Consider the following 13,187-nt stretch of genomic DNA (forward strand, 5'->3'; position numbering starts at 1 on the left):
GGCTTGTCGGGTCGCCGCATCGCTGCGATGAGGCCCTAACAGCCGCCGAGAAACCCAGCTACTTTCACCGCCGCAGCCGCCAAATGCTGCTCATGACTAAACCCCGAAACCTTCAACGGTTTCAAATCATGATCCCCCGCCACCAGCCACATCAGCTCGATGCTCGGCGCTAACACATAGCCCTCCACCGCCGCCCGATTGCCCAAGGCATCGCGCTCGCCCTGCACGATCAAGGTCCGCGTCTTCAGCCCTGCCAGGTGCTCCACCCGTGGTTTTTCCGGCTTGCCCACCGCATAGAACGGATACCCCAGGCACACCAACCCATCAGCGCCCAATTCATCCGCCAACAGACTGGCCATGCGCCCGCCCATGGACTTGCCGCCAATCGCCAGTTTCCCAGCGACATGACGTCGCACTTGCGCATGCACCTCGCGCCATGCCTCCAGCAGTTTCGGCGCCGGATTCGGTGGGCGCTTGCCACCGTCCACACGGCGTTGGGCCATGTAGGGGAACTCAAAGCGCAACACGTTGACGCCGTGCCCGGCAAGGCGTGCAGCCATGTCGTTCATGAAGGATGAGTCCATCGGTGCGCCGGCGCCGTGGGCCAGGATCAGCGTCACAGGTTCATGCCCTGCGACGCCCGTCGCGACATCCCACAACCAGCCGTGTTCCCGCACACACTGCGCCCATTGATCCCCGTCAATACTGGCCTTGTGCTCTTTGCCCATGCTTGCCTCGCTATTTAGTCTGCCTATAACTCCAGCCCAAGTGCCGCATTTGCTTGGGTTGAACCGTGGATGGGGAACCATGAACACTACTTTAAGTACCGCCTATAACTACAAGGTGGTCCGCCAATTCGCCATTATGACGGTGGTGTGGGGCATCGTCGGCATGGGGCTCGGGGTTTTTCTCGCCGCCCAATTGGTCTGGCCTGCTCTGAATTTCGATTTACCCTGGACCAGCTTCGGCCGCCTGCGCCCGTTGCACACCAACGCGGTGATCTTCGCGTTCGGTGGCTGCGCGCTGTTCGCCAGCTCCTTTTATTCGGTGCAACGCACCTGCCAGACCCAGCTGTTTGCGCCGAAAATCGCCGCGTTCTGCTTCTGGGGCTGGCAGTTGGTCATCCTGTTGGCCGCGATCACCTTGCCGCTGGGCTACACCAGCTCCAAGGAATACGCCGAGCTGGAATGGCCGATCGACATCCTCATCACCATTGTCTGGGTGGCCTACGCCATCGTGTTCTTCGGCACGGTGATGAAGCGCAATACCAAGCACATCTACGTCGGTAACTGGTTTTTCGGTGCGTTCATCATCACCGTGGCCATTTTGCATATCGTCAACAACCTGGAAATCCCGGTCAGCCTGACCAAGTCCTACTCCCTCTACGGTGGTGCGACGGATGCCATGGTGCAGTGGTGGTATGGACATAACGCGGTAGGCTTTTTCCTCACCGCTGGCTTCCTCGGGATGATGTACTACTTCGTGCCGAAACAGGCCGAGCGTCCGGTGTATTCCTATCGCTTGTCCATCGTGCACTTCTGGGCACTGATCACCCTGTACATCTGGGCAGGTCCCCACCACTTGCACTACACCGCGCTGCCGGACTGGGCACAGTCCCTGGGCATGGTGATGTCGCTGGTGCTGCTGGCACCGAGCTGGGGCGGGATGATCAACGGCATGATGACCCTGTCGGGCGCCTGGCATAAGTTGCGCAGCGACCCGATCCTGCGCTTCCTCGTGGTCTCCCTGGCGTTCTACGGCATGTCGACGTTCGAAGGCCCGATGATGGCGATCAAGACCGTCAACGCCCTCTCCCACTACACCGACTGGACCATCGGCCACGTACACGCCGGCGCCCTCGGTTGGGTAGCGATGATCTCCATCGGCGCGCTGTACCACATGATCCCGAAAATCTTCGGTCGCGAGCAGATGTACAGCCTCGGCCTGATCAACGCGCATTTCTGGCTGGCCACCATCGGCACCGTGCTCTACATCGCCTCGATGTGGGTCAACGGCATCGCCCAGGGCCTGATGTGGCGTGCGGTCAACGAAGACGGCACCTTGACCTACTCCTTCGTCGAAACCCTGGTGGCCAGCCACCCTGGCTTCATCGTGCGGTTGGTGGGCGGTGCAGTGTTCCTCAGCGGCATGTTCCTGATGGCTTACAACACTTGGCGCACCGTGCGCTCGGCACAACCTGTCGAAGCCGCCACCGCCACGCAGATGGCCTGAGGAGTCAGTGATGAAACACGAAACGATTGAAAAGAACGTCGGCCTGCTGATGCTGCTGATGGTGCTGGCCGTGAGTATCGGCGGCCTGACCCAGATCGTCCCGCTGTTCTTCCAGGACGTCACCAACAAGCCCGTGGAAGGCATGAAGCCCTACACCGCGCTGCAACTGGAAGGCCGTGACATCTACATCCGCGAAGGCTGTGTGCAGTGCCACTCGCAGATGATCCGCCCATTCCGCGCCGAGACCGAGCGCTACGGCCACTACTCGGTGGCGGGCGAAAGCGTCTGGGACCACCCGTTCCTGTGGGGCTCCAAGCGCACCGGTCCGGACCTGGCCCGCGTCGGTGCACGCTACTCGGACGACTGGCACCGCGCGCACTTGTACAACCCGCGCAACGTGGTGCCCGAGTCGAAAATGCCAGCCTACCCATGGCTGGTCACCGCCGCGGTCGACAGCAGCCACACCGAGACCAAGTTGAAAGTGATGCGCACCCTCGGCGTGCCGTACACCGACGACGACATCAGTGGCGCCGTCGCCAGCCTCAAAGGCAAGACCGAGATGGACGCACTGGTTTCGTACCTGCAAGTGCTCGGCACTGCCATCAAGAGCAAGAGGTGAGCCATGGGATTTGAATTCGATGCGGGCACCATCCGCGGCCTTGGCACGCTGGTCGTCGCCATCGCCTTTATCGGCCTGTCGCTGTGGGTGTTCAACAACCGGCGCAATGCGGAGTTCGAGCAGGCGCGCCTGCTGCCGTTCGCCGATGAACCCTCTCCATCCGACGCTCAAGAAGAGCCTGCAATAAGGAGCACTCGGCCATGACCCTATTTTGGAGTACATGGATCTGCGTACTGACCCTGGGCAGCCTGATCGGCCTCACCTGGCTGTTGATCGGCACCCGCAAGGGCGAGACCAAGGGCAGTGTGGACCAGACCATGGGCCACGCCTTCGACGGGATCGAGGAGTACGACAACCCCCTGCCCCAGTGGTGGTTCATGCTGTTCGCCGGCACCCTGGTGTTTGCGGTCGGCTACCTGATCCTCTACCCGGGCCTGGGCAACTGGAAAGGCGTGTTGCCAGGCTACGAGGACGGCTGGACGCAGAACAAGGAATGGGACAAGGAAATGGCCAAGGCCGACGCCAAGTTCGGGCCGATCTTCGCCAAATTCGCGGCCATGCCCGTGGAAGAAGTGGCGAAAGACCCGCAAGCGTTGAAAATGGGCGGTCGCCTGTTTGCCTCCAACTGCGCGGTGTGCCACGGCTCGGACGCCAAGGGCGCGTATGGCTTCCCGAACCTGGCGGACAACATCTGGCGCTGGGGCGGTTCGGCAGAGGCGATCAAGACCACCATCCTCAACGGTCGCCACGCGGCGATGCCGGCCTGGGGTGAAATCCTCGGTGAAGACGGCGTGAAAAACGTTGCCGCCTATGTGCGTCACGACCTGGCCAAGCTGCCATTGCCGGCCGACAACAGCGCCGACCTGGCCGCCGGCCAAGCCGCGTTCAACACCACCTGCGTCGCCTGCCACGGCCCGCAAGGCACTGGCATGGAAGCCATGGGTGCACCCGACCTGACCAAACCGGCCGGCTACATCTACGGCACCAGCCTGGCGCAGCTGCAGCAGACGATCCGTCACGGCCGCCAAGGCCAGATGCCGGCGCAGGATGTGCTGCAAGGGAATGACAAGGTGCATTTGCTGGCGGCGTATGTTTACAGCTTGTCCCATGGGGAGCAAAAGACCGAGCAATAGTCAGTCTTCGTAAACCCGCGAGCCCCGCTCAGTGAGAACTGGCGGGGCTTTTTTGTGGGGACAATATTGCCACCCGCGCAGCCAAAGTAGTAACGTACCTACATTCACCCTGACCCGGGGAGCTATCCCATGACCATCACCACTATTTCCAGTCGCGAATTCAATCAAGACACAAGCGGTGCCAAAAAAGCCACGCGCCAGGGCCCGGTTTTCATCACCGACCGCGGCAAACCCGCCCATGTGCTGCTAAGCATTGAGGACTACCAGAAGTTGACCGGCCTGAACGCCGACATCGTCGAACTGCTGGTCATGCCGGACGCTGCCGATATCGACTTCGAGACCGAACGCGCCGTGATCACTCATCGCCCCGTGGACCTTTCTTGATGTACCTACTCGACACCAACGTTATTTCCGAGCTACGTAAACCCCAGGCAGACGCGAACGTCGTCGCCTGGGCCAAAAGCGTCATCGCACCGCGCATGTTCATCTCAGTGATTACGCTGAAAGAGCTGGAAACCGGCGTGCTGCGTATGGAGCGGCGCGATCCGGCCCAAGGCAAAGTCTTGCGCACCTGGCTCAAGCGCCATGTGATGCCGGCGTTCGATGCCCGAATCCTGCCGGTGGATGCGGCCGTTGCACTGCGTTGTGCCCACCTGCACGTTCCCGACCAGGCGAACGAGAGCGATGCATTGATCGCGGCGACCGCACTGGTACACGGACTCACCGTTGTCACACGCAACGTCAGTGACTTCAAATCCAGTGGCGTGACGGTGATCAATCCCTGGGACGAATAATCACGCTTTCACCCGCCGAGACTTCGCGACCTTTTGTCACACCCCCTCCAAAGCACAACTTTCCCCTCCCGCCATTCGGGTCTACGCTTCCTCCACAGCGGGCCGGTTCTGGTGTACGCGACGACTCCCGTTGCGACCCGAAAAAATTCCTGTCCACTTGATCAGCTTTCCAACTCCGACTTTATCCTTACGTAAAACAGGGAAAGGGCGCAGAATCTGGCGTGGAACGCCTTGACACAGGTCAGCGTTGCGTTGCATTGGCCTCTCGCTTTCTACATACTTGCGGCCGATTTTTACCTATAAAAAAACCTAAACCGTGGAACCTTAGAATGAGCACAGCAATCAGTCCGACTGCTTATAACTATAAGGTAGTCCGCCAGTTCGCCATCATGACGGTGGTCTGGGGGATCCTTGGCATGGGGCTCGGGGTGTTCATCGCCTCGCAACTGGTCTGGCCGGAATTGAATTTCGGTTTGCCCTGGACGACCTTCGGTCGCCTGCGCCCGCTGCACACCAACCTGGTGATTTTTGCCTTCGGTGGATGTGCATTGTTTGCCACCTCCTACTATGTCGTGCAGCGAACCTGCCAGACGCGACTGATCTCCGATGGCCTCGCCGCCTTCACCTTCTGGGGCTGGCAAGCCGTGATCCTCGGCGCCATCGTCACCCTGCCCCTGGGCTACACCACCACCAAGGAATACGCCGAGCTGGAATGGCCCATCGCCATTTTGCTCGCCATTGTGTGGGTGACCTATGCCGTGGTGTTCTTCGGCACCATCGTCAAGCGCAAGACCAAGCACATCTATGTGGGCAACTGGTTCTACGGCGCCTTTATCCTGGTCACGGCGATGCTGCACATCGTCAACCACGCCTCGCTGCCGGTCAGCCTGTTCAAGTCCTATTCGGCGTACGCCGGGGCGACGGACGCGATGATCCAGTGGTGGTACGGGCACAACGCGGTAGGGTTTTTCCTGACCACGGGTTTCCTGGGGATGATGTACTACTTCGTGCCGAAACAGGCCGAACGTCCTATTTACTCGTATCGCCTGTCCATCGTGCACTTCTGGGCGCTGATCACCCTGTACATCTGGGCAGGTCCCCACCACCTGCACTACACCGCGTTGCCGGATTGGGCGCAGTCGCTGGGCATGGCGATGTCGATCATCCTGCTGGCCCCGAGCTGGGGCGGCATGATCAACGGCATGATGACACTGTCGGGCGCCTGGCATAAATTGCGCACCGACCCGATCCTGCGCTTCCTCGTGGTATCGCTGGCGTTCTACGGCATGTCGACCTTCGAAGGGCCGATGATGGCGATCAAGACCGTCAACTCGCTGTCCCACTACACCGACTGGACCATCGGCCACGTACACGCCGGCGCCCTCGGTTGGGTAGCGATGATCTCCATCGGCGCGCTGTACCACATGATCCCGAAACTGTTCGGTCGCCCGCAAATGCACAGCGTCGCGCTGATCAATGCGCACTTCTGGCTGGCCACCATCGGCACCGTGCTCTACATCGCCTCGATGTGGGTCAACGGCATCACCCAGGGCCTGATGTGGCGTGCAATCAACGATGACGGCACCCTCACCTACTCCTTCGTCGAAGCGCTGCAAGCCAGCCATCCGGGTTTCATCGTCCGCGCCCTGGGCGGTGCATTCTTTGCCTCCGGCATGTTCCTGATGGCCTACAACGTCTGGCGCACCGTGCGTGCCGCCGACCCTGTAGAAGCTGAAGCCGCCGCCAAGATCGCCGTAGTGGGAGCGCACTGATGAAGCATGAAGTAGTCGAGAAGAATATCGGCCTGCTGGCCTTCTTCATGGTCATCGCCGTGAGTATCGGCGGCCTGACCCAGATCGTTCCGCTGTTCTTCCAGGACGTGACCAACAAGCCGGTCGAAGGCATGAAGCCGCGCACCGCCCTTGAACTGGAAGGCCGCGACGTCTACATCGCCAACGGTTGTGTCGGCTGCCACTCGCAGATGATCCGCCCGTTCCGCGCCGAAACCGAACGCTACGGCCACTACTCGGTCGCCGGCGAAAGCGTGTGGGACCACCCGTTCCTGTGGGGTTCCAAGCGCACCGGCCCGGACCTGGCCCGTGTCGGCGGACGTTACTCCGATGACTGGCAGCGCGCGCACTTGTACAACCCGCGCAACGTGGTGCCTGAGTCGAAAATGCCGGCGTACCCGTTCCTCGTGGAAAACAAGCTCGACGGCAAGGACACTGCGAAGAAGATGGAAGTCTTGCGCACCCTGGGCGTGCCCTACACCGATGAAGACATCGCCGGTGCAGCTGCAGCCGTGAAGGGCAAGACCGAAATGGACGCATTGGTGGCCTACCTGCAAGGCCTTGGCACCATCATCAAAAGCAAACGGTGACCTACATGGATATCGGGATGATTCGAGGCCTGGGCACCGTTGTGGTGATGGTGGCCTTTGTAGGCCTGGCGTTGTGGGTGTTCAGCCCCCGCCGCAAGTCGGAGTTTGACGACGCAACCATGCTGCCCTTTGCGGATGATCCCGAAGCCATCAAGCACGTCGAGCAAGCTTCTAGGAGTAACAAAGAATGACTACGTTCTGGAGTCTGTACGTCACAGTCCTCAGTCTGGGAACCATCTTCGCCCTGACCTGGCTGTTGCTGTCGACCCGCAGGGGGCAGCGCAGCGAACAAACCGACGAAACCGTCGGCCACTCGTTCGACGGCATCGAGGAGTACGACAACCCGCTGCCGAAGTGGTGGTTCATGCTGTTCGTCGGCACCATCGTCTTCGCCCTCGGCTACCTGGTGCTGTACCCGGGCCTGGGCAACTGGAAAGGCGTGCTGCCGGGCTACAACTACCTCGACAACGATAAGCAAACCCCCTTCGCCAACGGCCAGACCGGCTGGACCGGCGTGCACGAGTGGGAAAAGGAAATGGCCAAGTCGGAAGCCAAGTTCGGGCCGATCTTCGCCAAATTCGCGTCGATGCCCATTGAAGAAGTGGCCAAGGACCCGCAAGCCCTGAAGATGGGTGGCCGTTTGTTCGCCTCCAACTGCTCGGTGTGCCACGGTTCCGACGCCAAGGGCGCCTACGGCTTCCCCAACCTGACCGACGCCGACTGGCGCTGGGGCGGCGAGCCGGCGACCATCAAGGAAACCATCCTGAAAGGCCGCCACGCGGTCATGCCGGCCTGGGCTGAAGTGATTGGCGAACAAGGCGTGGCCGATGTGGCCGGTTTCGTGCTGACCAACCTCGATGGCCGCAAGCTGCCGGAAGGCGCCAAGGCTGACGTAGCCAACGGTGAAAAACTCTTCGCCACCAACTGCGTGGCCTGCCACGGCCCGGCCGGCAAAGGCACCCCAGCAATGGGCGCGCCCGATCTGACCCACCCGGGCGCATTCATCTACGGTTCGAGCTTCGCGCAATTGCAGCAGACCATCCGTTATGGCCGTCAGGGCCAGATGCCTGCGCAGGAGCAAATGCAGGGCAACGACAAGGTGCATCTGTTGGCGGCGTATGTTTACAGCCTGTCCCACGGGGATAAAAAGGCGGAGGAATAGAGCCGTTCGCCTACTCTGAAACCGACGAGAAACCAAAGTGGGGGCGGGCTTGCTCGCGAATGCGGTATGTTCAGTAACGGATAAGCCGACTGACCCAACGCATTCGCGAGCAAGCCCGCTCCCACATTGGAACTGCTTCGTTTCGGCCACCGAGCCGGGATAAACCGACCATACTTGCCAATTCAATTGATCCAGATCATGTAGGTCGCCCCCGTTCAACATCATCGGGGGCGTATCATTAGGCCACTGCAACACCCCTAATTTGACCCCGGCTGGCACGTACTGGCCGAGGCAAATCTCCACCGCCGTGGGATGCAATGATGAGCGACCAAATACCGGTACATGACGTTACCCCCCCTGCCAAGACCATCGATCTCTACGCCTCGCGCGAGAAAATCTACACCCGTGCCTTCACTGGCCTGTTCCGCAACCTGCGCATGCTCGGCGGCGCCGGTCTGTTCCTGCTCTACTTCGGCACGGTGTGGCTGAACTGGGGTGGTCACCAGGCTGTGTGGTGGAACCTGCCGGAACGTAAATTCTTTATTTTTGGCGCGACCTTCTGGCCCCAGGACTTCATCCTGCTCTCGGGCATCCTGATCGTTGCGGCCTTTGGCCTGTTCTTTATCACCGTGTACGCCGGCCGCGTGTGGTGCGGCTACACCTGCCCGCAAAGCGTGTGGACGTGGATCTTCATGTGGTGCGAAAAGGTCACCGAAGGCGACCGCAACCAGCGCATCAAGCTCGATAAAGCGCCGATGGGCGCCAACAAGTTCTTGCGTAAATTCAGCAAGCACACCTTGTGGCTGCTGATCGGTTTTGTCACCGGCATGACCTTTGTCGGCTACTTCTCGCCGATCCGCGAACTGGTGTTCGACTTCTTCACCGGCCAGGCCGATGGCTGGTCGTATTTCTGGGTCGGTTTCTTCACCCTCGCCACCTACGGCAACGCCGGCTGGCTGCGCGAGCAGGTGTGTATCTACATGTGCCCGTACGCACGTTTCCAGAGCGTGATGTTCGACAAGGACACCCTGATCGTGTCCTACGACCCACGCCGCGGCGAACTGCGTGGCCCGCGTAAAAAAGGCAGCGACTACAAGGCTGAGGGCCTGGGGGATTGCATCGACTGCACGATGTGCGTGCAGGTGTGCCCTACCGGTATCGACATCCGCGACGGCCTGCAAATCGAATGCATCGGCTGCGCGGCGTGTATCGACGCCTGCGACAACATCATGGACAAGATGGACTACCCACGCGGCCTGATCAGCTACACCACCGAACACAACCTCTCCGGGCAGAAAACCCATAAGCTGCGCCCGCGTCTGATCGGCTACGCGCTGGTGTTGCTGGCGATGATCAGCCTGCTGGTGGCGGCTTTCTTCATGCGCTCGCTGGTGGGTTTCGACGTGAGCAAGGACCGCGTGCTGTACCGCGAAAACGCCGAAGGCCGCATCGAAAACGTCTACAGCCTGAAGATCATGAACAAGGACCAGCGCGACCACACCTACGTGCTCGACGCCGCTGGCCTGCCCGACCTCAAGCTGCAAGGCCGCCGCGAGATCAGGGTGGCTGCCGGTGATATCGTCAGCATGCCGGTAGAGCTGTCCAGTGCGCCGGAGCAATTGCCGTCGAGCACCAACGAGGTCAAATTCATCCTCACCGACGCCGATGACCCCGACGTTCGTATTGAAGCCAAGAGCCGATTCATCGGCCCTCAAGTCCGTTAAGTTAAATAGAGAGCAGAACAATGCCCGTAGCGACTGCCGCAAGCCCCTGGTACAAGCACCTCTGGCCCTGGATCATCATTGCCATCCTGGCCTGCTCGGTGACCTTGACCTTGTCCATGGTGACTATCGCGGTGAACAACCCGGACAACCTGGTCAACGACAACTACTACGAGGCCGGCAAAGGCATCAACCGCTCGCTCGACCGCGAGCTGCTGGCCCAGACCCTGCAACTGCGCGCCAAGGTGCACCTGGATGAACTGACCGGTGAAGTCGAGCTGCACCTGACCGGCAACAGCAACCCGACCACCCTGGAACTCAACCTTATTTCCCCGACGCAGCCCGAGAAGGATCGCAAGATCAACCTGGCCCGCAGCGACAGCGAACCCGGCCGCTACATCGGCCAGGTCACCGACAAGGTCGAAGGCCGCCGTTTCGTCGAACTGCTTGGCGTGGAAGGCGACCGCACCTGGCGCATGTTCGAAGAGGAACAGGTCAGCCACGACAAAGACTTGCTGCTGGGGGATGAACCGCTGCAAGGTGCCGAAGACCTGAAAAAGTAACAGCACCCATGATCGTTCCCACGCTCCGCGTGGGAATGCAGCACGTGACGCTCTGCGTCACAAAAGCGGACGCAGAGCGTCCAGCGAGGCGTTCCCACGCAGAGCGTGGGAACGATCAGCGGAACCGAACCATGACCAGCCCCACCCCCTGCTACCACTGCGCCCTGCCCGTCCCCGCCGGCAGCCGGTTCACCGCCGAGATCCTCGGCGAACGCCGCGAACTCTGCTGCCCCGGTTGCCAGGCCGTGGCCGAAGCCATCGTGGCCGGCGGCCTGGAAAGCTATTACCAGCACCGCAGCGAAGCCTCGGCCAACCCCGACGCACTGCCGGTCCAACTAGTGGACGAACTGGCGCTGTACGACCGCGCCGACGTGCAAAAACCCTTCGTGCGTCACGAAGGCGAACTCGCCGAAACCACGTTATTGATGGAAGGCATCAGCTGCGCCGCCTGCGGCTGGCTGATCGAAAAACACCTGCGCCGCTTGCCCGCCGTGGCCGAGGCGCGGCTGAACCTGTCCAACCATCGCCTGCAAGTGCGCTGGGCCGACGGGCAATTGCCGCTGAGCCAACTGCTCGGCGAGCTGCGCCAGATCGGCTATGCCGCCCACCCCTATCAAGCGGACCGCGCAGCCGAACAACTGGCCAACGAAAACCGCCTGGCCTTGCGCCAGTTGGGCGTGGCCGGGCTGCTGTGGTTCCAGGCGATGATGGCGACCATGGCCACCTGGCCGGAATTCAACATCGACCTGAGCCCCGAGTTGCACGTGATCCTGCGCTGGGTGGCGATGTTCCTGACCACGCCCATCGTGTTCTACAGCTGCGCGCCGTTTTTCAAAGGTGCGATGCGCGACCTGCGCACACGCCACCTGACGATGGATGTGTCGGTGTCCCTGGCCATCGGCGGGGCGTATCTGGCGGGGATCTGGACTGCAATCACCGGCGTCGGCGAGTTGTATTTCGACGCCGTGGGCATGTTCGCCCTGTTCCTGCTCGCCGGGCGCTACCTGGAGCGCCGCGCCCGGGAACGCACGGCCGCCGCCACCGCACAATTGGTCAACCTGTTGCCGGCGTCGTGCCTGCGCTTGCAACGCGACGGCCACAGCGAACGCATCCTGCTCAGCGAACTGGCCCTGGGTGATCGCGTGCTGGTGCATCCCGGCGCGGTATTGCCGGCAGACGGCGTGATTCTCGACGGCCAATCCAGCATCGATGAATCCCTGCTCACCGGCGAGTACCTGCCGCAACCGCGCCAGGTCGGCGATAGCGTCACCGCTGGCACCCTCAATGTCGAAGGCGCGCTGACCGTCGAAGTGCGCGCCCTCGGCCACGACACGCGCCTGTCCGCCATCGTGCGCCTGCTGGAACGGGCCCAGGCGGAAAAACCACGCCTGGCGCAAATCGCCGACCGTGCCGCGCAGTGGTTCCTGTTGTGCTCGCTGATTGCCGCCGCCGTGATCGGCCTGGTGTGGTGGGAGCTGGATTCATCCCGCGCGTTCTGGATCGTCCTGGCCATGCTTGTCGCGACCTGCCCCTGCGCGCTGTCGCTGGCCACGCCCACCGCCCTCACCGCCGCCACCGGCACCCTGCACAAACTCGGGCTATTGCTGACCCGTGGCCATGTGCTGGAAGGCCTGAACCAGATCGACACGGTGATTTTCGACAAGACCGGCACCCTCACCGAAGGCCGCTTGGCCCTCCGCGCGATCCGGCCCCTGGGTGCGCTGGACAGCAATGCCTGCCTGGGCCTCGCCGCCGCCCTCGAAAACCGCTCCGAACACCCGATTGCCCGCGCCTTTGGCCGCGCCCCACTGGCCGCCGACGAGGTGCTCAGCACCCCCGGCCTGGGCCTGGAAGGCCGTGTCGGCGAGCACCAGCTACGCATCGGCCAGCCCGGTTTTGTCTGCGCCCTCAGTGGTTGCCCGATCCCCGCCTCACCGGACGAAGCCGGGCAATGGCTGCTGCTGGGCGATACCCACGGCGCCCTCGCCTGGTTTGTCCTCGATGACCGTTTGCGCAGCGACGCCCCGGCCTTGCTGGCGGCGTGCAAGGCGCGCGGTTGGCGTACCTTGTTGCTGTCGGGAGACAGCTCGCCGATGGTCGCCAGCGTGGCGGCCGAACTGGGCATCGACGAAGCCCGTGGCGGCCTGCGCCCCGACGACAAGCTGCAGGTGTTGCAACAGTTGCACCAGCAGGGCCGCAAGGTGCTGATGCTTGGGGACGGGGTCAACGATGTGCCGGTCCTCGCCGCCGCCGATATCAGCGTGGCCATGGGTTCGGCCACCGACCTGGCCAAGACCAGCGCCGACGCGGTGCTGCTGTCCAACCGCCTCGACGCCCTGGCGCAAGCCTTCACCCTGGCGCGACGCACCCGCCGGGTAATCATTGAAAACCTGCTGTGGGCCGGGCTGTACAATGGCCTTATGCTGCCGTTTGCCGCCTTGGGTTGGATCACGCCGATCTGGGCGGCGATAGGCATGTCCCTCAGTTCGTTGACCGTGGTGCTCAACGCCCTGCGCCTGACTCGCCAGCCGAGCGCGCCGGGCACCAGCGCCCCTACAGTCACCCGCCCGCTGCCGGCATAAG

At 62.0% G+C, this 13,187-nt stretch carries 14 protein-coding genes; 13 read left to right on the forward strand and 1 reads right to left on the reverse strand.

Going from position 1 to position 13,187, the window contains the following annotated elements:
• Positions 1-35: 35 nt before the first annotated feature.
• Positions 36-728 (reverse strand): alpha/beta family hydrolase, encoded by a 693-nt coding sequence (locus tag ACZRMO_RS13695; RefSeq protein WP_463973201.1) that lies wholly within the window; start codon positions 726-728, stop codon positions 36-38.
• Between the two features lie 79 nt (positions 729-807).
• Here ACZRMO_RS13695 and ccoN (ACZRMO_RS13700) point away from each other — a divergent pair, with 79 nt between their 5' ends.
• The 13 genes from ccoN (ACZRMO_RS13700) to ACZRMO_RS13760 all read left to right on the forward strand — a co-directional run bounded on the left by ccoN (ACZRMO_RS13700) (position 808) and on the right by ACZRMO_RS13760 (position 13,186).
• Positions 808-2,232: a cytochrome-c oxidase, cbb3-type subunit I gene (ccoN, locus tag ACZRMO_RS13700; RefSeq protein ID WP_017735320.1), complete on the forward strand. Its 1,425-nt coding sequence runs from the start codon at positions 808-810 to the stop codon at positions 2,230-2,232.
• A gap of 10 nt (positions 2,233-2,242) precedes the next feature.
• Positions 2,243-2,851, forward strand: a complete 609-nt coding sequence (ccoO, locus tag ACZRMO_RS13705) for a cytochrome-c oxidase, cbb3-type subunit II (RefSeq protein ID WP_017735321.1) — start codon at positions 2,243-2,245, stop codon at positions 2,849-2,851.
• 3 nt (positions 2,852-2,854) lie between these two features.
• Positions 2,855-3,055 carry a cbb3-type cytochrome oxidase subunit 3 gene (locus tag ACZRMO_RS13710; protein WP_010208563.1) on the forward strand — a complete coding sequence of 67 codons (201 nt, stop codon included), beginning with the start codon at positions 2,855-2,857 and terminating at the stop codon, positions 3,053-3,055.
• Complete coding sequence (gene ccoP, locus ACZRMO_RS13715; RefSeq protein WP_207041756.1) at positions 3,052-3,984, forward strand: cytochrome-c oxidase, cbb3-type subunit III; 933 nt, start codon at positions 3,052-3,054, stop codon at positions 3,982-3,984. The genes ACZRMO_RS13710 and ccoP (ACZRMO_RS13715) overlap by 4 nt, the downstream gene beginning before the upstream one ends.
• A 129-nt stretch (positions 3,985-4,113) precedes the next feature.
• Positions 4,114-4,368, forward strand: coding sequence for a type II toxin-antitoxin system Phd/YefM family antitoxin (locus ACZRMO_RS13720; RefSeq protein ID WP_463973202.1), 255 nt, complete (start codon positions 4,114-4,116; stop codon positions 4,366-4,368).
• The gene (locus ACZRMO_RS13725; RefSeq protein WP_124526608.1) at positions 4,368-4,778 is read left to right on the forward strand and encodes a type II toxin-antitoxin system VapC family toxin; all 411 of its coding nucleotides are present in this window, start codon (positions 4,368-4,370) and stop codon (positions 4,776-4,778) included. The genes ACZRMO_RS13720 and ACZRMO_RS13725 overlap by 1 nt, the downstream gene beginning before the upstream one ends.
• A 329-nt stretch (positions 4,779-5,107) precedes the next feature.
• Positions 5,108-6,550: a cytochrome-c oxidase, cbb3-type subunit I gene (ccoN, locus tag ACZRMO_RS13730; protein ID WP_124526609.1), complete on the forward strand. Its 1,443-nt coding sequence runs from the start codon at positions 5,108-5,110 to the stop codon at positions 6,548-6,550.
• Positions 6,550-7,158, forward strand: a complete 609-nt coding sequence (ccoO, locus tag ACZRMO_RS13735) for a cytochrome-c oxidase, cbb3-type subunit II (RefSeq protein WP_003193167.1) — start codon at positions 6,550-6,552, stop codon at positions 7,156-7,158. Before ccoN (ACZRMO_RS13730) ends, ccoO (ACZRMO_RS13735) begins: the two co-directional genes overlap by 1 nt.
• Before the next feature lie 5 nt (positions 7,159-7,163).
• Positions 7,164-7,349 (forward strand): CcoQ/FixQ family Cbb3-type cytochrome c oxidase assembly chaperone, encoded by a 186-nt coding sequence (locus ACZRMO_RS13740; RefSeq protein WP_005790274.1) that lies wholly within the window; start codon positions 7,164-7,166, stop codon positions 7,347-7,349.
• Positions 7,346-8,320 carry a cytochrome-c oxidase, cbb3-type subunit III gene (gene ccoP / locus ACZRMO_RS13745; RefSeq protein WP_463973203.1) on the forward strand — a complete coding sequence of 325 codons (975 nt, stop codon included), beginning with the start codon at positions 7,346-7,348 and terminating at the stop codon, positions 8,318-8,320. The genes ACZRMO_RS13740 and ccoP (ACZRMO_RS13745) overlap by 4 nt, the downstream gene beginning before the upstream one ends.
• A 320-nt stretch (positions 8,321-8,640) precedes the next feature.
• Positions 8,641-10,044, forward strand: coding sequence for a cytochrome c oxidase accessory protein CcoG (gene ccoG, locus ACZRMO_RS13750; protein WP_305430874.1), 1,404 nt, complete (start codon positions 8,641-8,643; stop codon positions 10,042-10,044).
• A 20-nt stretch (positions 10,045-10,064) separates the two neighbouring features.
• On the forward strand, positions 10,065-10,604 hold the full coding sequence (locus tag ACZRMO_RS13755; protein ID WP_124526613.1) for a FixH family protein: 540 nt from the start codon (positions 10,065-10,067) through the stop codon (positions 10,602-10,604).
• A gap of 131 nt (positions 10,605-10,735) precedes the next feature.
• On the forward strand, positions 10,736-13,186 hold the full coding sequence (locus ACZRMO_RS13760) for a heavy metal translocating P-type ATPase (protein WP_463973204.1): 2,451 nt from the start codon (positions 10,736-10,738) through the stop codon (positions 13,184-13,186).
• Position 13,187: the final 1 nt, after the last annotated feature.

Source organism: Pseudomonas sp. B611 (assembly GCF_055407965.1).

What these genes read in the sequence shown, in the direction of transcription:
- ACZRMO_RS13695 (WP_463973201.1), bottom strand. Translation starts at nt 728, where the DNA reads ATGGGCAAAGAGCACAAGGCCAGTATTGACGGGGATCAATGGGCGCAG.
- ccoN (WP_017735320.1), top strand. Translation starts at nt 808, where the DNA reads ATGAACACTACTTTAAGTACCGCCTATAACTACAAGGTGGTCCGCCAA.
- ccoO (WP_017735321.1), top strand. Translation starts at nt 2,243, where the DNA reads ATGAAACACGAAACGATTGAAAAGAACGTCGGCCTGCTGATGCTGCTG.
- ACZRMO_RS13710 (WP_010208563.1), top strand. Translation starts at nt 2,855, where the DNA reads ATGGGATTTGAATTCGATGCGGGCACCATCCGCGGCCTTGGCACGCTG.
- ccoP (WP_207041756.1), top strand. Translation starts at nt 3,052, where the DNA reads ATGACCCTATTTTGGAGTACATGGATCTGCGTACTGACCCTGGGCAGC.
- ACZRMO_RS13720 (WP_463973202.1), top strand. Translation starts at nt 4,114, where the DNA reads ATGACCATCACCACTATTTCCAGTCGCGAATTCAATCAAGACACAAGC.
- ACZRMO_RS13725 (WP_124526608.1), top strand. Translation starts at nt 4,368, where the DNA reads ATGTACCTACTCGACACCAACGTTATTTCCGAGCTACGTAAACCCCAG.
- ccoN (WP_124526609.1), top strand. Translation starts at nt 5,108, where the DNA reads ATGAGCACAGCAATCAGTCCGACTGCTTATAACTATAAGGTAGTCCGC.
- ccoO (WP_003193167.1), top strand. Translation starts at nt 6,550, where the DNA reads ATGAAGCATGAAGTAGTCGAGAAGAATATCGGCCTGCTGGCCTTCTTC.
- ACZRMO_RS13740 (WP_005790274.1), top strand. Translation starts at nt 7,164, where the DNA reads ATGGATATCGGGATGATTCGAGGCCTGGGCACCGTTGTGGTGATGGTG.
- ccoP (WP_463973203.1), top strand. Translation starts at nt 7,346, where the DNA reads ATGACTACGTTCTGGAGTCTGTACGTCACAGTCCTCAGTCTGGGAACC.
- ccoG (WP_305430874.1), top strand. Translation starts at nt 8,641, where the DNA reads ATGAGCGACCAAATACCGGTACATGACGTTACCCCCCCTGCCAAGACC.
- ACZRMO_RS13755 (WP_124526613.1), top strand. Translation starts at nt 10,065, where the DNA reads ATGCCCGTAGCGACTGCCGCAAGCCCCTGGTACAAGCACCTCTGGCCC.
- ACZRMO_RS13760 (WP_463973204.1), top strand. Translation starts at nt 10,736, where the DNA reads ATGACCAGCCCCACCCCCTGCTACCACTGCGCCCTGCCCGTCCCCGCC.